Origin of the sequence: Enterobacter sp. 22452, from assembly GCF_052045065.1 — a bacterium.
Taxonomy (GTDB): domain Bacteria; phylum Pseudomonadota; class Gammaproteobacteria; order Enterobacterales; family Enterobacteriaceae; genus Enterobacter; species Enterobacter mori.
The window spans coordinates 468,699-494,933 of the sequence record NZ_JBQEOB010000001.1; the positions used below are offsets into that span (position 1 = coordinate 468,699).

The window sequence follows — 26,235 nt, forward strand, 5'->3', positions numbered from 1 at the left end:
AAAGGACAATAACATGCCAGAAGGTCCGGAGATCCGCCGCGCGGCGGATAGCCTGGAGGCGGCGATAAAGGGCAAACCGTTGACGAAGGTGTGGTTTGCTTTTCCTCAGCTAAAACCGTTTGAATCACAGCTGGTGGGGCAGACGGTGACCCATATTGAAACGCGCGGCAAGGCCTTGCTTACGCACTTCTCCCATAACCTGACGTTATATAGCCATAACCAGCTGTACGGCGTCTGGCGAGTGGTGGAGGCCGACGAGCAGCCGCAAACCACCCGCGTACTGCGCGTCAGGCTGCAAACGGCGGATAAAGCAATCCTGCTTTACAGCGCGTCGGATATTGAAATGTTAACGCCGGAGCAACTGCTGACGCACCCGTTCTTACAGCGGGTCGGGCCGGACGTGCTGGACATGCGCCTGACGGCAAACGATGTTAAAACCCGCTTGTTATCCCCCAAATTCCGCAACCGGCAATTTTCCGGGTTATTGCTCGAGCAGGCGTTCCTGGCAGGGTTAGGTAACTATCTGCGGGTGGAAATTCTGTGGGAAGTGGGGCTGGCGGCGCAGCACAAAGCGTCTCAGTTAAGCGATGAACAGCTGGAGGCGCTGTCCCACGCGCTGCTGGATATTCCGCGGCTGTCGTACAATACGCGCGGCGTGGTGGATGAGAACACGCATCACGGGGCGCTGTTCCGCTTCAAGGTGTTTCATCGGGCGGGAAAAAAGTGCGAGCGGTGCGGCGGGATTATCGACAGGATGATGCTCTCTTCACGACCGTTTTACTGGTGTCCACACTGTCAGAAATAAAAAAGCCGGGTGGCGGCTACGCCTTACCCGGCCTACATTTCGCCCTCGTAGGCCCGGCAAGCGTAGCGCCGCCGGGCATCTCTGTTAGCGCTTAATATCAGACTTAAAATCACGCTGCTCGTAGCCGGTATACAGCTGACGAGGACGGGCGATTTTCATGCCTTCGCTGTGCATTTCGTTCCAGTGCGCAATCCAGCCTACGGTACGGGCCATGGCGAAGATCACGGTGAACATGGAAGACGGAATGCCCATCGCTTTCAGAATAATGCCAGAGTAGAAATCGACGTTCGGGTAGAGTTTCTTCTCGATGAAGTACGGGTCGTTCAGCGCGATGTGTTCCAGCTCCATCGCCACTTCCAGCAGGTCATCTTTGGTACCCAGCTCTTTCAGCACTTCATGGCAGGTCTCACGCATGACGGTCGCGCGCGGGTCGTAGTTTTTGTAAACACGGTGACCGAAGCCCATCAGGCGGAAGGAATCATTCTTGTCTTTCGCGCGACGCACGAACTCAGGAATGTGCTCAACGGTGCTGATCTCTTCCAGCATCTTCAGTGCTGCTTCGTTCGCGCCGCCGTGCGCCGGTCCCCACAGGGAGGCGATGCCCGCAGCGATACAGGCGAACGGGTTCGCGCCTGAAGAGCCCGCGGTACGGACGGTAGAGGTAGAGGCGTTCTGTTCGTGGTCAGCGTGCAGGATCAAAATACGGTCCATAGCGCGTTCCAGAACCGGGTTCACTTCGTACTCTTCGCACGGCGTGGAGAACATCATGCGCAGGAAGTTACCCGCGTAGGAGAGATCGTTGCGCGGATACACAAACGGTTGGCCGATAGAGTATTTGTAGCACATCGCCGCCATGGTAGGCATTTTGGACAGCAGGCGGAACGCCGCGATATCACGGTGACGCGGGTTATTCACGTCAAGGGAGTCGTGGTAGAACGCCGCCAGCGCACCGGTAATCCCGCACATCACCGCCATCGGGTGAGAGTCACGACGGAACGCATGGAACAGACGGGTAATCTGCTCATGGATCATGGTGTGACGGGTCACGGTGGTTTTGAATTCATCGTACTGCGCCTGCGTCGGTTTTTCGCCGTTCAGCAGGATGTAGCACACTTCCAGATAGTTGGATTCGGTGGCTAACTGATCGATGGGGAAGCCGCGATGGAGCAGGATACCTTCGTCACCGTCAATGTAGGTGATTTTGGATTCGCAAGATGCGGTAGAGGTAAATCCAGGGTCAAAGGTGAAAACTCCTTTGGAACCCAGCGTACGGATATCAATAACATCCTGACCGAGCGTGCCTTTTAGCACATCCAGTTCAATAGCAGTGTCACCACCCAGGGTGAGCTTTGCCTTTGTATCAGCCATTTACGGTCTCCTTAGCGCCTTATGCTTAAGACTGCGCTTTACCGGATTTGCTTTCAGCTGTTAATCACCGTTACCAGATTGTTATTTGGCTTACCGCTCAGCTCACGAGGACAAACCAGGGTACAGAGCTATGGCGCCTTGCAGGTAAACGAATGAAATATCAGTGAAACAACAGCAAATCAGCGTTTTTGCAGTCCGAATTATTCAAACCTGTATATCACTAATAACTGTCCTGATAACTTCGGTCAATACCATCACACTGTTACATAACTATTTGTCAGGTGAAAGTGAGACCTCATAACTTTTGCGCATTATATGCCTTTTCTGCTGACGTTTGTAACAATATTGTTTAACATTTGTCAAATCAGATGATTAAAAATTAAAAAGATGTTGTTATCGTGACCCTGATCACTGTTCCAGAGAAAACCCGACAAACTGTATGTAGGTTAATTGTAATGATTTTGTGAACGGCCTATACTGCCGCCAGGTCTCCGGAACACCCTGCAATCCCGAGCCACCCAGCGTTGTAACGTGTCGTTTTAGCATTTGGAAGCAATGTTTTGCATGACGCGCAGTTATAGAAAAGGAACGCTGCTTGACCCGCATCGCAGTCCGGAGGAAGGAAACAATAAGAACAGCATGTGGGCGTTATTCATGATAAGAAATGTGAAAAAACAAAGACCTGTCAATCTGGATCTCAAAACGATCCGATTCCCTGTAACAGCAATAGCGTCCATTTTGCACCGCGTCTCCGGTGTGATTACGTTTGTGGCGGTCGGTATTTTGCTGTGGTTACTGGGAACCAGCCTCTCTTCTCCTGAAGGATTCCTCCAGGCCTCTGCCATTATGAACAGCTTCTTCGTGAAATTTATCATGTGGGGCATTCTGACCGCGCTGGCGTACCACGTTGTGGTGGGTGTTCGCCATATGCTGATGGACTTTGGCTACCTGGAAGAAACGTTCGAAGCCGGGAAACGCTCCGCTAACATTTCATTTGTGATCACTGTCGTGCTTTCACTTCTCGCAGGAGTTCTCGTATGGTAAGCAACGCCTCCGCATTAGGACGCAACGGCGTACATGACTTCATCCTGGTCCGTGCTACCGCCATCGTTCTCACCCTTTACATCATCTATATGATCGGTTTCTTCGCGACCAGCGGCACGCTGACGTGGGAAATCTGGAGCGGGTTCTTCGGATCTGCCTTCACCAAAGTGTTCACCCTGCTGGCGCTGTTCTCCATCCTTATTCATGCCTGGATTGGCATGTGGCAGGTGTTGACCGATTACGTTAAACCACTGGCGATTCGCCTTCCTCTGCAGCTGGTTATTGTTGTTGCCCTGGTGGTTTACGTTATTTATGGATTCGTTGTGGTGTGGGGTGTGTAATGAAACTGCCAGTCAGAGAATTTGATGCTGTAGTGATTGGTGCGGGTGGCGCAGGTATGCGTGCCGCACTGCAAATTTCCCAGAGCGGCCAAACCTGTGCGCTGCTCTCTAAAGTGTTCCCAACCCGTTCGCACACCGTGTCTGCTCAGGGCGGTATCACCGTTGCGCTGGGTAATACCCATGAAGATAACTGGGAATGGCACATGTACGACACGGTAAAAGGTTCCGATTACATCGGTGACCAGGACGCCATCGAATATATGTGTAAAACCGGCCCGGAAGCGATTCTGGAGCTGGACCACATGGGTCTGCCGTTCTCCCGTCTGGAAAATGGCACCATCTATCAACGTCCGTTTGGCGGCCAGTCGAAAGATTTCGGCGGCGAGCAGGCGGCACGTACTGCGGCAGCGGCTGACCGTACCGGCCACGCGCTGCTGCACACGCTCTATCAGCAAAACCTCAAAAACCACACCACTATCTTCTCCGAGTGGTATGCGCTGGATCTGGTGAAAAACGCCGATGGCGCAATCGTCGGTTGTACCGCACTGTGCATCGAAACCGGTGAAGTGGTTTACTTCAAAGCCCGCGCTACCGTGCTGGCGACCGGCGGCGCAGGCCGTATTTATCAGTCCACCACCAACGCCCACATCAACACCGGTGACGGTGTCGGTATGGCTATCCGCGCGGGCGTGCCGGTGCAGGATATGGAAATGTGGCAGTTCCACCCAACCGGTATCGCCGGTGCAGGCGTTCTGGTCACAGAAGGCTGCCGCGGTGAAGGCGGTTACCTGCTGAATAAACACGGCGAGCGCTTCATGGAGCGTTATGCTCCGAATGCGAAGGACCTGGCGGGTCGTGACGTGGTGGCGCGTTCCATCATGATCGAAATCCGTGAAGGCCGCGGCTGTGACGGCCCATGGGGTCCACACGCGAAGCTGAAACTCGACCACCTGGGTAAAGAGGTGCTGGAATCCCGTCTGCCGGGTATCCTGGAACTGTCCCGCACCTTCGCACATGTCGACCCGGTGAAAGAGCCGATTCCGGTTATCCCAACCTGCCACTACATGATGGGCGGTATTCCGACCAAAGTGACCGGTCAGGCGCTGACCGTGAACGAGCAGGGCGAAGACGTGGTTATTCCTGGCCTGTTCGCGGTAGGCGAAATTGCCTGCGTATCCGTACACGGCGCAAACCGTCTGGGCGGCAACTCCCTGCTGGACCTGGTGGTGTTTGGTCGTGCAGTGGGTCTGCATCTGCAGGAATCCATTGCCGAGCAGGGCGCACTGCGCGATGCAACCGATGACGAAATTGATGCCTCTCTCGCGCGCCTCAACCGCTGGAACGGTAACCGTAACGGCGAAGATCCGGTGGAAATCCGTAAAGCGCTGCAGGAATGCATGCAGCACAACTTCTCGGTATTCCGCGAAGGTGACGCGATGGCCAAAGGCCTTGAACAGCTGAAAGCGATCCGCGAGCGTCTGAAAAATGCCCGTCTGGACGATACCTCAAGCGAGTTCAACACCCAGCGCGTTGAGTGCCTGGAGCTGGATAACCTGATGGAAACCGCTTACGCCACTGCGGTGTCGGCAAACTTCCGTACCGAAAGCCGTGGCGCGCATAGCCGCTTCGACTTCCCGGATCGTGATGACGAAAACTGGCTGTGCCATTCCCTGTATCTGCCAGAGTCGGAATCCATGACGCGTCGTAGCGTCAACATGGAACCGAAACTGCGTCCGGCGTTCCCGCCGAAGATTCGTACTTACTAATGCGGAGACAGGATAATGAAACTCGAATTCTCAGTTTATCGTTATAACCCGGATGTAGACGACGCCCCGCGTATGCAGGATTACACCCTGGAAGCGGAAGAAGGTCGCGACATGATGCTGCTGGATGCCTTAATGCAGCTGAAAGAAAAAGATCCAACGCTGTCGTTCCGCCGCTCCTGCCGTGAAGGGGTCTGTGGCTCTGACGGTGTGAACATGAACGGCAAAAATGGTCTGGCCTGCATCACGCCAATTTCAGCGTTGCAGCGTCCTGGTCAGAAAATTGTTATCCGTCCTCTGCCAGGCCTGCCGGTCGTGCGTGATTTGGTGGTAGACATGGGGCAATTCTATGCACAATATGAGAAGATTAAGCCTTACTTATTGAATAATGGGCAAAATCCACCCGCTCGTGAGCACCTGCAGTCTCCTGAGCAGCGTGAAAAACTCGATGGGTTGTACGAGTGTATTCTCTGCGCATGTTGTTCTACGTCCTGCCCGTCGTTCTGGTGGAACCCGGACAAGTTTATCGGCCCGGCCGGTCTGCTGGCTGCCTATCGCTTCCTGATCGATAGCCGCGACACCGAAACCGATAACCGTCTGGAAGGACTGAGTGACGCTTTCAGCGTATTCCGCTGCCATAGCATCATGAACTGCGTCAGTGTGTGTCCTAAGGGGCTGAACCCGACGCGCGCCATCGGCCATATTAAGTCGATGCTGCTGCAGCGCAGTGCGTAAGTAGTGAGAGGGGAGCGCTGTTCCCCTCACCCTAACCCTCTCCCAAAGGGAGAGGGAACAGATTGCAGAAACCTTTAAAAACTGCCCTGAAGTCTAGACAGTTTCTAAAGGTTCCTTCGCGGGCCAAAGTAAAAGAGCTCGCAGGTGAACCCCGGCACGTACACGTGGTGTGCGTGGTAGTTTCTACGGCGAAAGTAAGCATAAAAATGCTTAAGGGATCACGATGCAGAACGGCGCAATGAAAGCCTGGCTGGACTCTTCTTTCCTTTCTGGTGCGAACCAGAGCTGGATTGAACAGCTCTATGAAGACTTCTTAACCGATCCTGACTCAGTGGACGCAAACTGGCGTTCCATGTTCCAGGAGTTGCCTGGCACGGGAGTCAAACCGGATCAATTCCACTCCAAAACACGTGATTATTTCCGCCGTCTGGCGAAGGATGCCTCACGTTACTCTTCTGCGATTTCCGACCCTGACACCAATGCGAAGCAGGTTAAAGTCCTGCAGCTCATCAACGCTTATCGCTTCCGCGGTCACCAGCATGCGAATCTCGATCCGCTGGGACTGTGGCAGCAGGAACGTGTGGCCGATCTCGATCCGGCGTATCACGATCTGACCGAGGCCGATTTCCAGGAAAGCTTTAACGTAGGTTCCTTTGCCATCGGCAAAGACACGATGAAGCTGGGCGAACTGATTAACGCGCTCAAGCAAACCTACTGCGGCTCCATCGGCGCGGAATACATGCACATCACCTCTACAGAAGAGAAACGCTGGATCCAGCAGCGTATCGAATCCGTGGCGGGCCACGCGACCTTCTCGGCTGACGAGAAAAAACGTTTCCTCAGCGAACTGACCGCAGCAGAAGGCCTTGAGCGCTATCTGGGCGCGAAATTCCCGGGCGCAAAACGCTTCTCGCTGGAAGGCGGTGACGCGTTAGTGCCAATGCTGAAAGAGCTGATTCGCCACGCGGGCAACAGCGGTACCCGTGAAGTGGTACTGGGCATGGCGCACCGCGGTCGTCTGAACGTGCTGGTCAACGTGCTGGGTAAAAAGCCGCAGGACCTGTTCGACGAATTCGCGGGCAAACACAAAGAACATCTCGGCACCGGCGACGTGAAGTACCACATGGGCTTCTCGTCTGATATCGAAACCGAAGGCGGTCTGGTTCACCTGGCGCTGGCGTTTAACCCGTCGCACCTTGAGATCGTTAGCCCGGTGGTTATCGGTTCCGTGCGTGCGCGTCTGGATCGTCTGGACGAGCCGAGCAGCAACAAAGTTCTGCCAATCACCATTCACGGTGATGCGGCGATTACCGGTCAGGGCGTGGTTCAGGAAACCCTGAACATGTCGAAAGCGCGTGGTTACGAAGTGGGCGGTACCGTTCGCATCGTGATCAACAACCAGGTGGGCTTCACCACCTCTAACCCGCTGGACGCGCGTTCTACCCCATACTGCACCGACATCGGTAAGATGGTGCAGGCGCCAATCTTCCACGTGAATGCGGATGACCCGGAAGCGGTCGCTTTCGTCACCCGTCTGGCGCTCGACTTCCGTAACACCTTTAAACGCGACGTGCTGATCGACCTGTTCTGCTACCGCCGTCACGGCCACAACGAAGCTGATGAGCCAAGTGCAACCCAGCCGTTGATGTACCAGAAAATCAAAAAACACCCGACGCCGCGCAAAATCTATGCAGACAAGCTGGAAGCGGAAAAAGTGGCGACGCTGGAAGATGCGACCGAGCTGGTCAATCTTTACCGCGACGCGCTGGATGCGGGTGAATGCGTAGTGAAAGAGCTGCGCCCAATGAACATGCACTCCTTTACCTGGTCACCGTACCTCAACCACGAGTGGGATGAGAGCTACCCGAACAAGGTCGAAATGAAGCGCCTGCAGGAGCTGGCTAAACGCATCAGCACCGTACCGGACGCTATCGAAATGCAGTCTCGCGTAGCGAAAATCTACGGCGACCGTCAGGCCATGGCGGCAGGCGAGAAGCTGTTCGACTGGGGCGGAGCGGAAACCCTGGCCTATGCGACCCTGGTTGACGAAGGTATTCCTGTTCGTCTGTCCGGTGAAGATGCGGGCCGTGGTACCTTCTTCCACCGTCACGCGGTGGTTCACAACCAGTCCAACGGTTCAACTTACACCCCGCTGCAGCACGTGCACAACGGTCAGGGCCAGTTCAAGGTCTGGGACTCCGTGCTGTCTGAGGAAGCGGTACTGGCCTTCGAATACGGCTACGCCACCGCAGAACCACGCACCCTGACCATCTGGGAAGCGCAGTTCGGTGACTTCGCCAACGGCGCGCAGGTGGTCATCGACCAGTTCATCTCCTCCGGCGAGCAGAAGTGGGGCCGCATGTGTGGCCTGGTGATGCTGCTGCCGCACGGTTATGAAGGGCAGGGGCCGGAGCACTCCTCCGCGCGTCTGGAACGTTATCTGCAGCTCTGTGCCGAGCAGAACATGCAGGTTTGCGTGCCGTCTACCCCGGCTCAGGTGTACCACATGCTGCGTCGTCAGGCGCTGCGCGGTATGCGCCGTCCGCTGGTGGTGATGTCACCAAAATCTCTGCTGCGTCATCCGCTGGCTGTTTCAAGCCTGGATGAACTGGCCAACGGCACCTTCCTGCCAGCCATCGGCGAGATTGACGAACTGGATCCGAAGGGCGTGAAGCGTGTCGTGATGTGTTCTGGTAAGGTTTATTACGACCTGCTGGAACAGCGCCGCAAGAACGATCAGAAAGATGTCGCCATCGTGCGTATCGAGCAGCTTTATCCGTTCCCGCATCAGGCGATGCAGGACGTGTTGAAACAATATGCTCACGTACATGATTTTGTCTGGTGCCAGGAAGAGCCGCTTAACCAGGGCGCATGGTACTGCAGCCAGCATCATTTCCGTGAAGTGATTCCATTTGGGTCTGCCCTGCGTTATGCAGGTCGCCCGGCCTCCGCCTCTCCGGCGGTAGGGTATATGTCCGTTCACCAGAAGCAGCAACAAGATCTGGTCAATGACGCGCTGAACGTCGATTAATTAAAGGATACATAATGAGTAGCGTAGATATTCTTGTTCCCGACCTGCCTGAATCCGTAGCAGATGCGACCGTCGCCACCTGGCACAAAAAACCGGGCGATGCCGTTAAGCGCGATGAAGTGCTGGTAGAAATCGAAACTGACAAAGTGGTACTGGAAGTACCGGCTTCGGCGGATGGCGTTCTGGATGCGGTGCTGGAAGATGAAGGTACCACCGTCACCTCTCGTCAGATCCTGGGTCGCCTGCGTGAAGGCAACAGCGCGGGCAAAGAGTCCAGCGCCAAGTCTGATGAGAAAGCCTCTACCCCAGCGCAGCGCCAGCAGGCGTCTCTGGAAGAGCAAACTAACGACGCACTGAGCCCGGCGATCCGTCGTCTGCTGGCTGAGCACAGCCTGGACGCGGCAGCCATTAAAGGCACCGGTGTGGGTGGACGTCTGACGCGCGAAGATATCGAAAAGCACCTGGCGAAAGCGCCTGCGAAAGCAGAAGCCAAAGCCCCTGCGGCAGCACCGGCAGCGCAGCCTGCTCTGGGCGCACGCAGCGAAAAACGCGTGCCGATGACTCGCCTGCGTAAGCGTGTGGCCGAGCGTCTGCTGGAAGCGAAAAACTCCACCGCGATGCTGACCACCTTCAACGAAGTGAACATGAAGCCAATCATGGACCTGCGTAAGCAGTACGGTGACGCGTTTGAAAAACGTCACGGTATCCGTCTGGGCTTTATGTCCTTCTACGTGAAGGCGGTGGTTGAAGCGCTGAAACGCTACCCGGAAGTAAACGCCTCTATCGACGGCGATGACGTGGTTTACCACAACTACTTCGACGTCAGCATGGCGGTTTCTACCCCGCGTGGCCTGGTGACCCCGGTTCTGCGTGACGTAGATACCCTGGGCATGGCTGATATCGAGAAAAACATCAAAGAGCTGGCTGTGAAAGGCCGCGACGGCAAGCTGACCGTAGACGACCTGACCGGCGGTAACTTCACCATTACCAACGGCGGCGTATTTGGTTCGCTGATGTCTACCCCGATCATTAACCCGCCGCAGAGCGCGATCCTGGGTATGCATGCCATTAAAGATCGCCCTATGGCGGTAGACGGTAAAGTTGAGATCCTGCCGATGATGTACCTGGCGCTCTCTTACGACCACCGCCTGATCGACGGCCGCGAGTCCGTGGGCTTCCTGGTAGCGATTAAAGAGCTGCTGGAAGATCCAACGCGTCTGCTGCTGGACGTCTAGTCACGTTTTAGCGTCACCTGCCCTGTAGGCCGGATAAGCGTAGCGCCATCCGGCACACACACCGCGCCGGTCTACAGGTTTGAAGATAACGATTACCCTGAAGGATGGATAGAACACATGAACTTACATGAATATCAGGCCAAACAGCTGTTTGCCCGGTATGGCTTACCGGCTCCGGTGGGTTATGCCTGTACTACCCCGCGTGAAGCAGAAGAAGCCGCATCTAAAATCGGTTCCGGCCCGTGGGTAGTTAAATGTCAGGTTCACGCTGGTGGCCGTGGTAAAGCGGGCGGTGTGAAGGTTGTTAAGAGCAAAGAAGAAATTCGTGCGTTTGCTGAACATTGGCTCGGCAAACGTCTGGTGACGTACCAGACAGATGCAAACGGCCAGCCGGTTAACCAGATCCTGGTTGAAGCGGCGACCGACATCGCGAAAGAGCTGTACCTGGGCGCGGTTGTTGACCGTAGCTCCCGTCGCGTAGTGTTCATGGCGTCTACCGAAGGCGGCGTGGAAATCGAAAAAGTGGCGGAAGAAACCCCGCACCTGATCCACAAAGTGGCTATCGATCCGCTGGCGGGCCCAATGCCTTACCAGGGTCGTGAGCTGGCGTTCAAACTGGGCCTGGAAGGCAAGCTGGTTCAGCAGTTCACCAAGATCTTCATGGGTCTGGCGAACATTTTCCTGGAGCGCGATCTGGCGCTGATCGAGATCAACCCGCTGGTGATCACCACCCAGGGCGACCTGATCTGCCTCGACGGCAAGCTGGGCGCTGACGGCAACGCGCTGTTCCGTCAGTCCGATCTGCGTGAAATGCGCGATCAGTCTCAGGAAGACCCGCGTGAAGCACAGGCTGCACAGTGGGAACTGAACTACGTGGCGCTGGATGGCAACATCGGCTGCATGGTTAACGGTGCGGGCCTGGCAATGGGCACCATGGACATCGTTAAGCTGCACGGCGGTGAGCCAGCAAACTTCCTCGACGTAGGCGGTGGCGCAACCAAAGAGCGCGTAACCGAAGCGTTCAAAATCATCCTCTCTGACGACAACGTGAAGGCGGTTCTGGTTAACATCTTCGGCGGCATCGTGCGTTGCGACCTGATTGCCGACGGCATCATCGGTGCAGTAGAAGAAGTGGGTGTTAACGTACCGGTTGTTGTGCGTCTGGAAGGTAACAACGCTGAACTCGGCGCGAAAAAACTGGCTGACAGCGGCCTGAATATTATTGCAGCGAAAAGTCTGACGGATGCAGCTCAGCAGGTTGTTGCCGCAGTGGAGGGGAAATAATGTCAGTTTTAATTAATAAAGATACCAAGGTTATCTGCCAGGGCTTCACCGGTAGCCAGGGGACATTCCACTCCGAACAGGCGATTGCCTACGGTACGCAGATGGTTGGCGGTGTAACGCCAGGCAAAGGCGGCACCACGCACCTGGGCCTGCCGGTGTTCAACACCGTGCGTGAAGCGGTAGAAGCGACGGGCGCAACCGCGACCGTGATCTACGTTCCAGCGCCGTTCTGCAAAGACTCTATTCTGGAAGCGATCGACGCAGGCATCAAACTGATCATCACCATCACCGAAGGTATCCCGACGCTGGATATGCTGACCGTGAAGGTGAAGCTGGATGAAGCGGGCGTGCGCATGATCGGCCCGAACTGCCCAGGCGTTATCACCCCGGGCGAATGCAAAATCGGCATCATGCCGGGTCACATTCATAAGCCGGGCAAAGTGGGCATCGTTTCCCGTTCCGGTACCCTGACCTATGAAGCGGTTAAGCAGACCACTGACTACGGTTTCGGCCAGTCCACCTGTGTGGGCATCGGCGGTGACCCGATCCCTGGCTCTAACTTCATCGACATCCTGAAGCTGTTCCAGGAAGATCCGCAGACCGAAGCGATCGTAATGATTGGTGAGATCGGCGGTAGCGCAGAAGAAGAAGCCGCTGCTTACATCAAAGAGCACGTGACCAAGCCGGTTGTGGGTTACATCGCGGGTGTGACCGCTCCGAAAGGCAAGCGTATGGGTCACGCAGGCGCGATCATCGCTGGTGGTAAAGGTACGGCTGATGAGAAATTCGCAGCGCTGGAAGCCGCAGGCGTGAAGACCGTTCGCAGCCTGGCGGATATCGGCGAAGCACTGAAATCCATCATTAAGTAAGTCCTCTCTGCGCCCTGAATGGGGCGCGTTGAAATAAAAAAAATGTCCGTTTCGACATGGTTGGCCGCTGTAAAGCGGCCTTTTTTATTGCCTGCGTTTGGCGACAAGCGTGAACTTGTAATCGTCGGTATTGAACACGTTGCGGCTGTATTCAAATACCCGTCCGTCCTTTAGAAACCCGCGCGAGACTTTTTCCAGGATCGGCTTTGTCGGATCGAGCGACAGTGCGGCAATCGCCTCTTCTGACGGCATGATCGGCACCAGTTCCTGCTCGCTGCGATCGATAACCAGCTTTTTGATCTGCTCAACGTAGTGGTATTTCGAATTCTCCATCACTTCCCAGGTAAGGTCGGGGAACATCGCCAGCGGCATCCACGTTTCTTCCAGATTCACCGGTTTTTGTTTGATAAAGCGGACGCGTTTGACGTGCCAGACTTTATCGTCCGGGTTGATCGCCAGCCTTGCTGCGAGCCTCTCATCGGCTTTCACCACTTCGAAGACGCTGACGTCGCTGTGTGTATCGACGTTTCGGTCCGCCAGCTTTTCGTAAAAGCCGGTGAGCTGGTAAATGTCGTAGTTAACGCGCTCTTCTTTTACGTAGGTGCCGCTGCCCTGAATGCTCTCGACGATCTGCTCTTCCGTAAGCAGCTTCAGCGCTTGTCTCACCGTTACACGGCTCACGTTGAACGCCTCCTGAAGGCTGGATTCCGTCGGTAACGCATCGCCAGGTTTTAACTCACCCGCATTGATTTTCTCGCGAAGCGCATCGGCTATCTGCCGGTACATCGGTTTGTTACCCATAGAATCTGCCTTTCTAATACCTTTTCACGGAATTATGCCTTCAGCGTAAAATTTGTAAATAATACAATTTAAATACAAATTTACGTTGTTAGTGAAAGTGATCACATAAATGTATTGAATTGCCTGCCACAATTGCCGCCAGACAATAACAAATTACGTGTGAGGATCTTATGAACCTGACGACTCTGACCCACTCCAGTGCTGTCTGCGTGCAGGCGCACTATGCCAGCCGTGATGAGGCAATTCGCCAGCTTACGATGCGACTGGTGGCGCTGGGCAAAATTACCGATGGCGATGCATTTCTGGCGGAGGTCTACCGTCGTGAATCTCAGGGGCCGACCGCACTGGGGGAAGGGCTGGCTGTCCCGCATGGTAAATCGAGCGTGGTGAAGGAAGCGGCTTTTGCGGTTGCTACGCTGAGCGAACCGCTGGAGTGGGAGGGGGTGGACGGCCCTGAAAACGTTGAGCTGATCGTCCTGCTTGCCATCCCGCCTGCTGAAGCCGGATCCACGCATATCCAGGTACTGACGGCGCTGACGTCTCGCCTGGCAGATGATGCACTCCGGGAACGCGTTATGGCTGCAGCGACGGCGGAGGATCTGCTTGATGCGCTGAACGGTGGCTCGCAGGAAGACGAGGTTGCCACACGGGTGAATGCACCAACCGTCATCTGCGTCACCGCCTGTCCGGCCGGGATTGCCCATACCTATATGGCAGCTGAGTACCTGGAAAAAGCGGGACGTAAGCTGGGCGTCAACGTTGTGGTCGAAAAGCAGGGGGCGAATGGCATTGAGGGGCGCATCACCGCGCAGCAGTTGCAGGAGGCCAAAGCGTGCATCTTTGCCGCAGAAGTGGCGATCAAAGAGAGCGAGCGTTTTCAGGGGATCCCCGCCATTTCCGTGCCCGTCGCGGAACCCCTGCGCCATGCTGAAGCGCTCATTGAGCGCGCGCTGGCATTACCGTCTTCGTCTGAAGCACTGCCCGGACAGGCAGAAAAAAAGAGCGTTAAGACGGAGCTTAAGCAGGCGCTCCTTAGCGGTATCTCCTTTGCGGTGCCGCTGATCGTCGCCGGCGGGACGGTGCTCGCCGTGTCGGTACTGCTGGCGCAAATCCTTGGCCTGCAACACCTGTTCGACCAAGAAAACTCATGGCTGTGGATGTACCGCAAGCTTGGCGGCGGCATGCTCGGCATTTTGATGGTCCCTGTTCTGGCGGCCTATACCGCTTACTCGCTGGCGGATAAACCCGCGCTGACGCCGGGCTTTGCGGCCGGCCTTGCGGCCAATATGATCGGCTCCGGTTTTCTGGGGGCTATCATCGGCGGGCTGATTGCGGGTTACCTGATGCGCTGGGTGAAAAATCACATTCGCCTGAGTAGCCGCTTCAACGGTTTTTTAACCTTTTATCTCTATCCGGTTATTGGCGTACTGGGGGCGGGCAGCCTGATGCTGTTTGTGATCGGTGAGCCGGTGGCCTGGCTTAATACTACGCTCACCGCCTGGCTTAACGGTTTGTCCGGCGCGAATGCGCTGCTCCTGGGGGCGATCCTCGGGTTTATGTGCTCATTCGATTTGGGTGGCCCGGTTAACAAAGCCTCATACGCGTTCTGCCTGGGCGCGATGGCTAACGGGGTATACGGTCCCTATGCCATCTTTGCCTCCGTCAAAATGGTGTCGGCCTTCACCGTCACGGCGTCAACATTGCTGGCACCGAAACTGTTTAAACCGTTTGAAATTGAAACCGGTAAATCCACCTGGCTGCTTGGACTCGCGGGCATCACCGAAGGGGCGATTCCGATGGCGATTGAAGATCCGCTTCGCGTCATTGGTTCATTTGTTCTCGGCTCCATGGTAACAGGCGCGATTGTCGGCGCGATGGGGATCGGGTTGTCCACGCCGGGGGCCGGTATTTTCTCTCTCTTTTTACTTCACGATGCCGGGTTGAGCGGTGTGGTTGCGGCGGCGGGCTGGTTTGGCGCGGCGCTGGTGGGTACAGCAATCTCCACCTTTATTCTGCTGCTCTGGCGACGCCAGGCGGTGAAAAAGGGCAACTACGTCACTGAAGACGCCATACCGTAACAACGCACAAACAGGAAACGAAGATGAAAGCTGTATCTCGCGTTCATATCACGCCGCATATGCACTGGGACCGTGAGTGGTACTTCACCACCGAAGAGTCGCGTATTCTTCTGGTCAATAATATGGAAGAGATCCTGACCCGTCTGGAGCAGGATGACGAGTATAAATATTATGTCCTCGATGGACAGACGGCGGTGCTGGAGGATTATTTTGCCGTCGTGCCTGAAAACCGCTCGCGAGTGAAAGCGCTTGTGGAGCGCGGAAAGTTGATTATCGGCCCCTGGTATACCCAGACCGATACCACGATTGTCAGCGGTGAGTCGATTGTCCGCAACCTGATGTACGGCATGCGCGACTGTATGGCGTTCGGCGAGTCGATGAAGATCGGCTATCTGCCAGATTCGTTTGGTATGTCCGGCCAGCTACCGCATATCTATAACGGGTTTGGCATTACGCGCACGATGTTCTGGCGAGGCTGCTCCGAACGACACGGGACCGATAAAACCGAGTTTCTCTGGCAGAGCCAGGACGGCAGTGAAGTGACGGCGCAGGTACTGCCGCTGGGCTACGCGATTGGTAAGTACTTACCGGAGGACGAAGCAGGGCTGAGAAAACGGCTCGACAGCTATTTCGAGGTACTGGAAAACGCCTCCGTTACCAAAGAGATTTTACTGCCCAACGGTCACGACCAGATGCCGCTGCAGCAGAATATTTTCGCGGTGATGGATAAGCTTCGTGAAATCTATCCCCAGCGTCAATTTGTGATGAGTCGGTTTGAAGAGGTGTTTGATTATATCGACGCGCACCGCGACGAACTGGCGACGCTGAAAGGCGAGTTTATCGACGGGAAATACATGCGTGTGCACCGCACCATCGGCTCCACGCGCATGGACATTAAAATCGCCCATGCGCGTATCGAGAACAAAATCGTCAATATCCTCGAGCCGCTGGCGGCGCTTGCCTGGACGCTGGGCTTCGACTACCACCACGGCCTCCTGGAGAAGATGTGGAAAGAGATCCTCAAAAACCACGCTCACGACAGCATCGGCTGCTGCTGCAGCGATAAGGTGCACCGCGAGATTGTTTCCCGCTTTGAACTGGCTGAGGACATGGCGGACAACCTGGTGCGTTTCTATATGCGCAAGATTGTCGACAACATGCCGCAAAGCGACGCCGATAAGCTGGTGATGTTCAACCTGATGCCCTGGCCGCGTGAAGAGGTGATGAACACCACGATTCGGCTGCGGGCCAGCCAGTTCAGACTGCGGGATGAAAAAGGCAACGAGATCCCCTATTTCATTCGCAGCGCGCGCGAACTCGACCCCGGCCTTATTGACCGGCAGATTGTCCATTACGGCAATTACGACCCGTTTATGGAGTTTGATATTCAGCTCAGCCAGATACTGCCATCGATGGGCTACCGTACGCTGTATATCGAGCCGAACGTGGCCGGGAAGGTGCTCCCGGCGGTGAAAAATGCCGAATCCTTACTTGAAAATGCCTTCTGGCAGATTGATTTAAATGGCGACGGTACGCTGCGCCTGCGCGATAAAGAAAGCGGGCTTATTTATGACCGCGTACTGGAAATCGAAGAGAGTTCGGACGATGGCGATGAGTACGACTACTCGCCTTCCCGGGAAGAGTGGAGGCTCACGTCAGCGCAGGGCGAGCATGAGGTTGAGGTCACGCACGAAGGCTGGCAGAGCAGGGCGGCTATCCGCCATCGGATCGCCGTTCCGACAAATCTGGATGAACGCGCGGCGCGCCAGCGAAACGGCTCACTCAACGTAGAGTTTGACGTCACGCTTAGCCATAACAGCAGGCGTATTGATGTGGCCGTGCGTCTGGAAAACCAGGCTAACGACCACCGCGTTCGCGTACTGATCCCTACGCCGTTTATGACAGATGACGTGTTAGCGGATACGCAGTTTGGCTCGCTCACTCGCCCGGTGCAGGACGCGGCGATGGCGACCTGGCGTGAGGAGGGCTGGAAAGAAGCGCCGGTTCCCGTCTGGAATTTACTCAACTATGCCGTCCTGCAGGAAAAGCGCAACGGGCTGGCGCTCTTCACCGAGGGACTGCGCGAGTTTGAAGTGGTGGGCGATGACAAAAAAGCATTCGCTTTAACCTTGTTGCGCGGCGTGGGGCTGCTCGGGAAAGAGGATTTGCTGCTGCGTCCAGGCAGACCTTCGGGGATCAAAATGCCTGTTCCTGACTCTCAGGTACGCGGGCCGTTAACCTGTCGCTTTAGCCTCTTCAGCTTTAGCGGTACGCCAGAAAACGCGGGCGTCGCACAGCAGGCTAAATCGTGGTTAACACCGGTACAGTGCTATAACAAAATTCCCTGGGATGCGATGAAACTGAATCGTGCGTCGTTTATCACGCCGGAAAGTTACAGTCTGTTAGCGCTTTCGCCAACGGGATGTGTGCTCAGTACGCTCAAAAAGGCTGAAGATCGTGATGAGCTCATTCTCCGCCTGTTCAACCCTTCGGCGTCCAGCGCATGTGACGCGACGTTATCCATGAACCCAACGGTGAAACGGTGGCGCGAAACGGACATGAACGAACGGATAATGGATCGGTGTGAAGAAGAGGGTATTGTCGGGGCATTCAGGCCGGGGCAGTCGCGAACCTTTAGTATTCTTTTCGCCTGAACCAGCGAGACAAAAAGGCTGCAGAGAAGGCGGCCTTTTTTCATTAAATAGTCACACAGCGGTGTTAACTTATAGGGTGTCAAAAGTAAATTAAATGTAATTTCGGAGGGTTGCATAAATGCAATGGAAAAATAACCTGGCCCGACTACGCTTTATTGTTTGTCCCCCGTTGAAATGTTGCTTTCTTTTGCGTTAATTAAAATCACTTCTGTTTATATTTTTTCCCGTCTTCGATAACCAATCTCATCTTTGCATGCACATATCATTAACATGGTTTTTACCATTCTCACCATGATTAAACATGGTTAACATCAATGGTTGTTTTTGATTTAAATCAAAGTTTAATCCTTGGAAAATCTCATCAAAAGGCGCTAAATTGTCCCGGATCAAAATGGCCGAAAAGTGGTAATTTTGCTATAAATTGATCGTCGTCGAAAAACGTAAATGTGATTCAATAAAAACCTGTTTATTGTAAGGGTTTTGCAGCGTATTATATTTGCGGGATCAATTTGAGTTTTTTATTAACCTATTTGTAACCTGGCATCATCGTTTTTATCCTTCTCCAGGGTAATAACGACGACAAGGATGCGAATAATTTGTATTGGGGCATGCGTGTGGATCTCTCTTTGACGGGGTTCACTCTCGGAGTCTTCATGCGATGAGCAAGGAGTCATAATGTTAGACGTAGTCGAACTGTCGCGCTTACAGTTTGCCTTGACCGCGATGTACCACTTCCTGTTTGTGCCACTGACGCTCGGTATGGCGTTCCTGCTGGCCATCATGGAAACGGTTTACGTCCTCTCCGGCAAACAGATTTATAAAGATATGACCAAGTTCTGGGGCAAGTTGTTTGGTATCAACTTTGCACTGGGCGTGGCAACCGGTCTGACCATGGAGTTCCAGTTCGGGACTAACTGGTCTTACTATTCCCACTATGTAGGGGATATCTTCGGTGCGCCGCTGGCCATTGAAGGTCTGATGGCCTTCTTCCTCGAATCCACCTTTGTAGGTCTGTTCTTCTTCGGTTGGGACCGTCTGGGTAAAGTCCAGCATATGGCGGTAACCTGGCTGGTGGCATTAGGCTCTAACCTGTCCGCGCTGTGGATCCTGGTGGCGAACGGCTGGATGCAAAACCCAATCGCATCCGATTTCAACTTCGAAACCATGCGCATGGAGATGGTCAGCTTTGCTGAGCTGGTCCTGAACCCGGTTGCTCAGGTTAAATTCGTTCACACCGTGGCTTCTGGCTATGTGTGCGGTGCGATGTTCGTACTGGGCATCAGCTCTTACTACATGCTGCGCGGTCGTGACTTTGCTTTCGCAAAACGCTCCTTTGCTATCGCAGCAAGCTTTGGTATGGCGGCAATTCTGTCTGTTATTGTTCTCGGTGATGAATCCGGTTACGAAATGGGCGACGTGCAGAAAACCAAGCTGGCCGCTATTGAAGCAGAATGGGAAACCCAACCGGCTCCGGCGGCATTTACCCTGTTTGGTATTCCCGATCAGGAAGCGCAGGAAAACCGCTTCGCCATTCAGATCCCTTACGCTCTGGGCATCATCGCCACGCGCTCCGTCGACAAACAGGTGACTGGCCTGAAAGATCTGATGGTGCAGCACGAAGAGCGTATCCGTAACGGGATGAAAGCTTACTCGCTGCTGGAACAGCTGCGCGCCGGTTCAACCGATCAGGCCGTTCGCGATCAGTTTAACGACGTGAAGAAAGACCTGGGTTACGGCCTGCTGCTGAAACGCTATACCCCGAACGTCTCCGACGCGACGGAAGCGCAAATCCAGATGGCAACCAAAGACTCGATTCCACGCGTTGCACCGCTGTACTTCGCGTTCCGTATCATGGTGGGCTGCGGCATCATCATGCTGCTGATTATCGCGGCGTCCTTCTGGTCCGTGATTCGCAACCGTATCGGTGAGAAAAAATGGCTGCTGCGCACCGCGCTGTACGGTATTCCTCTGCCATGGATCGCTATCGAATCCGGCTGGTTTGTTGCGGAGTATGGCCGTCAGCCATGGGCAATCGGTGAGGTGCTGCCGACGGCAGTAGCGAACTCGTCCCTGACTGCGGGTGACCTGATCTTCTCCATGCTGCTGATTTGCGGTCTGTACACCCTGTTCCTGGTGGCTGAACTGTTCCTGATGTTCAAGTTCGCGCGCCTTGGCCCAAGCAGCCTGAAAACCGGTCGCTATCACTACGAGCAGTCCATCGCGACTACTCAGCCGGCACGCTAAGACAGGAGTCATCAAATGATCGATTATGAAGTATTGCGTTTTATCTGGTGGCTGTTGATTGGCGTTCTGCTGATCGGTTTTGCGGTCACTGATGGTTTCGACATGGGGGTAGGGATGCTTACCCGTTTCCTCGGTCGTAATGACACCGAGCGTCGAATTATGATCAACTCCATCGCCCCTCACTGGGACGGTAACCAGGTGTGGCTGATCACCGCGGGTGGCGCGCTGTTCGCTGCCTGGCCGATGGTCTACGCGGCTGCGTTCTCCGGCTTCTACGTGGCGATGATTCTGGTGCTGGCATCTTTATTCTTCCGTCCGGTAGGCTTCGACTACCGTTCCAAGATTGAAGATACCCGCTGGCGTAACATGTGGGACTGGGGCATCTTCATCGGTAGCTTTGTTCCGCCGCTGGTGATTGGCGTGGCATTCGGTAACCTGCTGCAGGGCGTACCGTTCCACATTGATGAATATATGCGTCTTTACTACACCGGTAACTTCTTCCAGCTGCTGAATCCGTTTGGTCTGCTGGCAGGCGTTGTTAGCGTGGCGATGATCATTACTCAGGGCGCGACCTATCTGCAGATGCGTACCGTGGGTGAACTGCACCTGCGTTCCCGTGCAACGGCGCAGGTTGCGGCGCTGGTCACTCTGGTTTGCTTCGCTCTGGCCGGTGTGTGGGTGGTGTACGGTATCGATGGTTACGTAGTGACGTCTGCGATCAACCATGTTGCGCCGTCTAACCCGCTGACTAAAGAAGTCGCGCGTCAGGCGGGTGCCTGGATGGTGAACTTCAACAATACCCCTGCTCTGTGGGCTATCCCGGCGCTGGGCGTACTGTTGCCACTGTTGACCGTGCTGACCTCTCGTCTGGAAAAAGGCGCTCTGGCGTTCGTGTTCTCTTCACTGACACTGGCGTGCATCATCCTGACGGCAGGTATTGCGATGTTCCCGTTCGTCATGCCATCCAGCACTATGATGAATGCTAGCCTGACCATGTGGGATGCAACCTCCAGCCAGCTGACGCTGAACCTGATGACCTATGTTGCCTGCGTGTTCGTACCGATTATTCTGCTCTACACCGCCTGGTGTTACTGGAAAATGTTCGGTCGTATCACCAAAGAACATATCGAAAGCAACACCCACTCTATGTACTAAGTAAGGAGCTGAATATGTGGTATTTCGCATGGATTTTAGGGACGCTTCTTGCCTGCGCATTTGGTGTCATCACTGCCCTGGCGCTTGAGCACGTCGAAGCGACCAAAGCGGGTGAAGAAAAACACTAATGAATATTATCGCAACGTTATATGCGGTAATGGACAAGCGCCCGTTACGGGCGCTTTCTTTAGTGATGGCATTACTGCTGGCGGGCTGCATCTTCTGGGACCCGTCGCGCTTCGCGGCAAAGACCAGCGCACTTGAGATCTGGCACGGCTTCCTCATCATGTGGGCGGTGTGCGCAGGGGTCATTCACGGCGTGGGCTTTCGTCCGAAAGCCGTTCACTGGCAGGGAATTTTCTGCCCGCTGATTGCCGATTTGGTTCTCCTTGCTGGTCTGATTTTCTTCTTCTTCTGAATAAGAAATGTCCTATAACGATATGGGCTTACCCGAGCCCATAAAAATTTACTCTCCGTTTACTTTCTCCCATTCCAAACCATCATTCCCGCGCGTATAGTAGCGAAGTTTAAAAGCTCTAACTTTTGTTGCATTACTGGGATGTAAAGTGAATACAACGCTGTTTCGATGGCCGGTTCGTGTCTACTACGAAGATACCGATGCCGGTGGTGTGGTCTACCACGCCAGCTACGTTGCTTTTTATGAACGGGCACGCACAGAGATGCTGCGCCATCATCACTTTAGTCAACAGGTGCTGTTGGCTGAGCGAGTTGCCTTCGTGGTACGCAAGATGACGCTTGAGTATTTTGCGCCTGCCAGACTCGACGATATGCTCGAAGTCCAAACTGAAATTACATCAATGCGCGGAACCTCACTGGTTTTCACGCAGCGGATAGTCAATGCAGAGAACACCGTACTGAACTCAGCTGAAGTACTGATTGTCTGTGTTGATCCAACCATAATGAAGCCTCGTGCGCTTCCTAAGTCTATTGTCGCGGAGTTTAAGCAGTGACTGACATGAATATCCTTGATTTGTTCCTGAAGGCTAGCCTTCTGGTTAAACTTATCATGTTGATTTTGATTGGTTTTTCAATCGCATCCTGGGCCATCATTATCCAGAGAACGCGTATTCTTAATGCCGCTGGTCGTGAAGCCGAAGCGTTTGAAGACAAGTTCTGGTCGGGTATCGAACTTTCTCGTCTGTACCAGGAAAGCCAGGGGCGCCGTGATAATCTTTCAGGCTCCGAACAAATTTTCTATAGCGGATTCAAAGAGTTTGCCCGCTTACATCGCGCGAATAACCACGCGCCGGAAGCGGTGGTAGAAGGTGCGTCGCGTGCGATGCGCATTTCCATGAACCGCGAACTGGAAACCCTTGAGACGCACATTCCGTTCCTCGGCACTGTGGGTTCCATCAGCCCGTATATCGGTCTGTTTGGTACCGTGTGGGGGATCATGCACGCCTTTATCGCGTTAGGCGCGGTGAAGCAGGCGACGTTGCAGATGGTTGCGCCGGGTATCGCTGAAGCACTGATTGCGACCGCTATCGGTCTGTTTGCGGCAATCCCGGCGGTTATGGCTTACAACCGTCTGAACCAGCGCGTGAACAAACTGGAACTGAACTACGACAACTTTATGGAAGAGTTCACCGCGATTCTGCACCGTCAGGCGTTTACCAGTACCGAGAGCAACAAGGGGTAAACCATGGCCAGATCGCGTGGACGAGGTCGTCGCGAGCTCAAGTCCGAAATCAATATCGTTCCACTGCTGGACGTACTGCTGGTACTGCTGCTGATCTTTATGGCGACAGCGCCGATCATTACCCAGAGCGTGGAAGTTGATCTGCCGGATGCGACAGAATCACAGGCGGTAAGCACCAATGACGATCCTCCGGTCATCATTGAGGTTTCCGGTGTAGGGCAGTACAGCGTAGTGGTCGAGAAAGATCGTATGGATCAACTGCCACCCGAGCAGGTTATTGCTGAAGCGCAACGACGCCTGGAGTCAAATCCGAAAACGGTCTTCTTAATCGGTGGCGCGAAAGACGTGCCTTACGATGAAATTATTAAAGCGCTGAACTTGCTACATAGTGCGGGCGTTAAGTCTGTTGGCTTAATGACTCAGCCTATTTGATCATCTGCGTAGTTTTTGGGAACCGATAGTGTCAAAGGCAACCGAACAGAACGACAAGCTTAAGCGAGCGATAATCGTCTCCGCAGTGCTGCACGTTATTCTTTTTGCAGCGCTGATCTGGAGTTCGTTCGACGAGCACATTGATGCATCAGCTGGCGGCGGTGGGGGGTCTTCCATCGATGCCGTCATGGTGGATCCCGGTGCGGTAGTGCAGAACTATAATCGTCAGCAACAGCAGCAGGCGAGCGCAAAACGTGCTGAAGAGCAGCGTGAAAAACAGGCGCAACAGCAAGCGGAAGAACTGCGTGAAAAGCAGGCCGCGGAGCAGGAGCGTCTGAAGCAGCTTGAGAAAGAGCGTTTGCAGGCGCAGGACGCGGCGAAAGAGCAGGCTGAACAGCAGAAACAGGCTGAAGCCGCAGCGAAGAAAGCGCAAGAACAGCAGAAACAGGCGGAGGAGGCTGCGGCCAAAGCCGCTGCGGATGCGAAAGCACAGGCAGATGCGCAGGCTAAATTAGCCGCAGACGCTGCGAAGAAAGCCGCTGCTGACGCTCAGAAGAAAGCTGAAGCGGAAGCCGCGAAAAAAGCTGCTGCCGATGCTCAGAAGAAAGCTGAAGCGGAAGCCGCGAAGAAAGCCGCTGCTGATGCTCAGAAGAAAGCCGAAGCGGAAGCCGCGAAGAAAGCCGCTCAGGAAGCAGAGAAGAAAGCTGCTGCCGAGGCGGCGAAGAAAGCGGCTGCTGCCGAGAAAGCCGCAGCTGAAAAAGCGGCCGCCGCAGAAAAAGCCGCAGCCGATAAAAAAGCTGCAGCCGCGAAGGCCGCTGCCGATAAGAAAGCAGCCGCCGAAAAAGCCGCTGCGAAAAAGGCTGCTGCCGCTGAAAAAGCTGCCGCTGCTGCAGGCGTTGACGATCTGCTGGGCGATCTCAGTTCAGGTAAGAATGCACCGAAAACGGGTGGCGGAGCGAAAGGAAACAACGCAGCGCCGTCTGGAAGTGGTAACACTAAGAGTAACGGTGCATCAGGCGCTGAAATCAACGGTTATGCCGCGCAGATTAAATCCGCTATCGAAAGCCGATTTTATGATGCGTCTTCCTACACCGGTAAAACGTGTACGCTGCGTATAAAACTGGCGCCGGATGGGATGCTGCTCGATATTCAGTCTGAAGGTGGCGATCCAGCCTTATGTACTGCTGCACTGGCTGCAGCGCGTCAGGCGAAGATGCCAAAACCGCCTTCTCAGGCCGTGTATGAAGTCTTTAAAAATGCGCCACTGGACTTCAAACCTTAAGTTACATTTTCCCCGTGCAAACGGGGGAAAATAGACCAGGTTTAGTCACAGGGTTCAGGTAGTTTTGTCTATTTGAGTTTGTTAACATTCTGCTAAATTATCGTGGGTAAGGTTACCCAGATAAGGGAGATATGATGAAGCAGGCATTACGTGTAGCATTTAGTTTTTTAATGCTGTGGGCAGCTGTGCTGCATGCAGAAGTACGTATCGAGATCACCCAGGGGGTGGACTCGGCGCGCCCAATCGGCGTTGTTCCGTTCCAGTGGGCTGGCCCGGGTGCGGCGCCTGAAGACATCGGCGGCATTGTAGCCGCTGACCTGCGTAACAGCGGCAAATTCAACCCATTAGATCGTTCTCGCCTGCCACAGCAGCCGGGCACCGCGCAGGAAGTACAGCCTGCGGCGTGGTCTGCGCTGGGTATTGATGCGGTCGTGGTCGGTCAGGTAACGCCTGCCCCAGACGGTGGCTACAACGTGGCTTATCAGCTGGTCGATACCGGCGGTGCGCCAGGTACCGTTCTGGCTCAGAACACGTATAAAGTGAACAAGCAGTGGCTGCGCTATGCGGGCCACACCGCAAGTGACGAAGTGTTTGAGAAGCTGACCGGTATAAAAGGTGCATTCCGTACTCGTATCGCTTACGTGGTTCAGACCAACGGCGGTCAGTTCCCGTATGAGCTGCGCGTTTCTGACTACGATGGCTACAACCAGTTCACCGTTCACCGTTCTCCACAGCCGCTGATGTCTCCGGCGTGGTCTCCTGACGGTTCCAAACTGGCCTACGTCACCTTCGAAAGCGGTCGTTCTGCGCTGGTTATCCAGACGCTGTCTAACGGTGCCGTGCGTCAGGTTGCGTCGTTCCCACGTCACAACGGTGCGCCTGCGTTCTCTCCGGATGGCTCAAAACTGGCCTTTGCCCTGTCTAAAACCGGTAGCCTGAACCTGTACGTGATGGACATCGGTTCTGGTCAGATTCGTCAGGTGACGGATGGCCGTAGCAACAACACCGAACCAACCTGGTTCCCGGACAGCCAGAACCTGGCCTTCACGTCTGACCAGGCAGGTCGTCCACAAGTTTATAAAGTGAATATCAACGGCGGAGCGCCGCAGCGTATTACCTGGGAAGGTTCTCAGAACCAGGATGCTGACGTCAGTGCCGATGGTAAAACGATGGTAATGGTCAGTTCTGCGGGTGGTCAGCAGCACATTGCCAAACAAGATCTGGTAACGGGTGGCGTGCAAGTTCTCTCGTCAACGTTCCTGGATGAAACGCCAAGTCTGGCACCTAACGGCACGATGGTAATCTACAGCTCTTCTCAGGGGATGGGATCTGTGCTGAATCTGGTTTCTACAGATGGGCGTTTCAAAGCGCGTATTCCGGCAACTGATGGACAGGTAAAATCACCTGCCTGGTCGCCGTATCTGTAAATAATAATTAATTGATTACTAAAGGAA

The 26,235-nt window shown here is 54.6% G+C and carries 22 protein-coding genes; 20 read left to right on the forward strand and 2 right to left on the reverse strand.

Going from position 1 to position 26,235, the window contains the following annotated elements; genetic code table 11:
* Nucleotides 1-13 precede the first annotated feature (13 nt).
* Nucleotides 14-805: an endonuclease VIII gene (gene nei / locus ACTJJA_RS02285; protein WP_440665963.1), complete on the forward strand. Its 792-nt coding sequence runs from the start codon at nt 14-16 to the stop codon at nt 803-805.
* 84 nt (nt 806-889) lie between these two features.
* On the opposite strand, the gene ACTJJA_RS02290 is transcribed toward nei, so the two are convergent.
* Nucleotides 890-2,173 carry a citrate synthase gene (locus tag ACTJJA_RS02290; protein WP_010428698.1) on the reverse strand — a complete coding sequence of 428 codons (1,284 nt, stop codon included), beginning with the start codon at nt 2,171-2,173 and terminating at the stop codon, nt 890-892.
* Nucleotides 2,174-2,812: 639 nt separating this feature from the next.
* Between ACTJJA_RS02290 and sdhC the strand changes: the two genes are divergently transcribed.
* The 8 genes from sdhC to sucD all read left to right on the forward strand — a co-directional run bounded on the left by sdhC (nt 2,813) and on the right by sucD (nt 12,475).
* A complete protein-coding gene (gene sdhC, locus ACTJJA_RS02295; protein WP_020684965.1) occupies nt 2,813-3,217 on the forward strand; it encodes a succinate dehydrogenase cytochrome b556 subunit in 405 nt (134 codons plus the stop codon).
* Nucleotides 3,211-3,558 (forward strand): succinate dehydrogenase membrane anchor subunit, encoded by a 348-nt coding sequence (gene sdhD, locus ACTJJA_RS02300; protein WP_010428702.1) that lies wholly within the window; start codon nt 3,211-3,213, stop codon nt 3,556-3,558. The genes sdhC and sdhD overlap by 7 nt, the downstream gene beginning before the upstream one ends.
* The gene (gene sdhA, locus ACTJJA_RS02305; RefSeq protein ID WP_089598911.1) at nt 3,558-5,324 is read left to right on the forward strand and encodes a succinate dehydrogenase flavoprotein subunit; all 1,767 of its coding nucleotides are present in this window, start codon (nt 3,558-3,560) and stop codon (nt 5,322-5,324) included. The genes sdhD and sdhA overlap by 1 nt, the downstream gene beginning before the upstream one ends.
* Before the next feature lie 15 nt (nt 5,325-5,339).
* On the forward strand, nt 5,340-6,056 hold the full coding sequence (sdhB, locus tag ACTJJA_RS02310; RefSeq protein WP_010428707.1) for a succinate dehydrogenase iron-sulfur subunit SdhB: 717 nt from the start codon (nt 5,340-5,342) through the stop codon (nt 6,054-6,056).
* A 223-nt stretch (nt 6,057-6,279) separates the two neighbouring features.
* Nucleotides 6,280-9,087 carry a 2-oxoglutarate dehydrogenase E1 component gene (gene sucA / locus ACTJJA_RS02315; RefSeq protein WP_440665965.1) on the forward strand — a complete coding sequence of 936 codons (2,808 nt, stop codon included), beginning with the start codon at nt 6,280-6,282 and terminating at the stop codon, nt 9,085-9,087.
* Between the two features lie 14 nt (nt 9,088-9,101).
* The gene (gene odhB / locus ACTJJA_RS02320) at nt 9,102-10,322 is read left to right on the forward strand and encodes a 2-oxoglutarate dehydrogenase complex dihydrolipoyllysine-residue succinyltransferase (protein WP_411777097.1); all 1,221 of its coding nucleotides are present in this window, start codon (nt 9,102-9,104) and stop codon (nt 10,320-10,322) included.
* A 117-nt stretch (nt 10,323-10,439) separates the two neighbouring features.
* Nucleotides 10,440-11,606 carry an ADP-forming succinate--CoA ligase subunit beta gene (sucC, locus tag ACTJJA_RS02325; RefSeq protein ID WP_023310791.1) on the forward strand — a complete coding sequence of 389 codons (1,167 nt, stop codon included), beginning with the start codon at nt 10,440-10,442 and terminating at the stop codon, nt 11,604-11,606.
* The gene (gene sucD / locus ACTJJA_RS02330; RefSeq protein ID WP_008501094.1) at nt 11,606-12,475 is read left to right on the forward strand and encodes a succinate--CoA ligase subunit alpha; all 870 of its coding nucleotides are present in this window, start codon (nt 11,606-11,608) and stop codon (nt 12,473-12,475) included. The genes sucC and sucD overlap by 1 nt, the downstream gene beginning before the upstream one ends.
* An 84-nt stretch (nt 12,476-12,559) precedes the next feature.
* On the opposite strand, the gene ACTJJA_RS02335 is transcribed toward sucD, so the two are convergent.
* Nucleotides 12,560-13,276 (reverse strand): GntR family transcriptional regulator, encoded by a 717-nt coding sequence (locus ACTJJA_RS02335; protein ID WP_410975090.1) that lies wholly within the window; start codon nt 13,274-13,276, stop codon nt 12,560-12,562.
* A gap of 170 nt (nt 13,277-13,446) precedes the next feature.
* Between ACTJJA_RS02335 and mngA the strand changes: the two genes are divergently transcribed.
* The 11 genes from mngA to tolB all read left to right on the forward strand — a co-directional run bounded on the left by mngA (nt 13,447) and on the right by tolB (nt 26,208).
* Nucleotides 13,447-15,354 (forward strand): PTS 2-O-a-mannosyl-D-glycerate transporter subunit IIABC, encoded by a 1,908-nt coding sequence (mngA, locus tag ACTJJA_RS02340; protein WP_440665968.1) that lies wholly within the window; start codon nt 13,447-13,449, stop codon nt 15,352-15,354.
* A 23-nt stretch (nt 15,355-15,377) separates the two neighbouring features.
* Nucleotides 15,378-18,008 (forward strand): mannosylglycerate hydrolase, encoded by a 2,631-nt coding sequence (mngB, locus tag ACTJJA_RS02345; protein ID WP_440665970.1) that lies wholly within the window; start codon nt 15,378-15,380, stop codon nt 18,006-18,008.
* 675 nt (nt 18,009-18,683) lie between these two features.
* Nucleotides 18,684-20,252 carry a cytochrome ubiquinol oxidase subunit I gene (gene cydA, locus ACTJJA_RS02350; RefSeq protein ID WP_440665972.1) on the forward strand — a complete coding sequence of 523 codons (1,569 nt, stop codon included), beginning with the start codon at nt 18,684-18,686 and terminating at the stop codon, nt 20,250-20,252.
* Nucleotides 20,253-20,267: 15 nt separating this feature from the next.
* Nucleotides 20,268-21,407, forward strand: a complete 1,140-nt coding sequence (gene cydB / locus ACTJJA_RS02355; RefSeq protein ID WP_010428732.1) for a cytochrome d ubiquinol oxidase subunit II — start codon at nt 20,268-20,270, stop codon at nt 21,405-21,407.
* Nucleotides 21,408-21,421: 14 nt separating this feature from the next.
* Nucleotides 21,422-21,535, forward strand: coding sequence for a cytochrome bd-I oxidase subunit CydX (gene cydX, locus ACTJJA_RS02360; protein ID WP_003858598.1), 114 nt, complete (start codon nt 21,422-21,424; stop codon nt 21,533-21,535).
* Nucleotides 21,535-21,825 carry a cyd operon protein YbgE gene (gene ybgE / locus ACTJJA_RS02365; protein WP_109081183.1) on the forward strand — a complete coding sequence of 97 codons (291 nt, stop codon included), beginning with the start codon at nt 21,535-21,537 and terminating at the stop codon, nt 21,823-21,825. Before cydX ends, ybgE begins: the two co-directional genes overlap by 1 nt.
* Nucleotides 21,826-21,973: 148 nt before the next feature.
* Nucleotides 21,974-22,378, forward strand: a complete 405-nt coding sequence (gene ybgC, locus ACTJJA_RS02370; protein ID WP_003858593.1) for a tol-pal system-associated acyl-CoA thioesterase — start codon at nt 21,974-21,976, stop codon at nt 22,376-22,378.
* Nucleotides 22,375-23,067 (forward strand): Tol-Pal system protein TolQ, encoded by a 693-nt coding sequence (tolQ, locus tag ACTJJA_RS02375; protein WP_089598919.1) that lies wholly within the window; start codon nt 22,375-22,377, stop codon nt 23,065-23,067. The genes ybgC and tolQ overlap by 4 nt, the downstream gene beginning before the upstream one ends.
* A gap of 3 nt (nt 23,068-23,070) precedes the next feature.
* Complete coding sequence (gene tolR / locus ACTJJA_RS02380; protein WP_003858589.1) at nt 23,071-23,499, forward strand: colicin uptake protein TolR; 429 nt, start codon at nt 23,071-23,073, stop codon at nt 23,497-23,499.
* Nucleotides 23,500-23,527: 28 nt separating this feature from the next.
* Nucleotides 23,528-24,781 (forward strand): cell envelope integrity protein TolA, encoded by a 1,254-nt coding sequence (gene tolA / locus ACTJJA_RS02385; protein WP_100165268.1) that lies wholly within the window; start codon nt 23,528-23,530, stop codon nt 24,779-24,781.
* 134 nt (nt 24,782-24,915) lie between these two features.
* Complete coding sequence (gene tolB / locus ACTJJA_RS02390) at nt 24,916-26,208, forward strand: Tol-Pal system beta propeller repeat protein TolB (RefSeq protein ID WP_089598921.1); 1,293 nt, start codon at nt 24,916-24,918, stop codon at nt 26,206-26,208.
* The last annotated feature ends 27 nt before the right edge of the window (nt 26,209-26,235 follow it).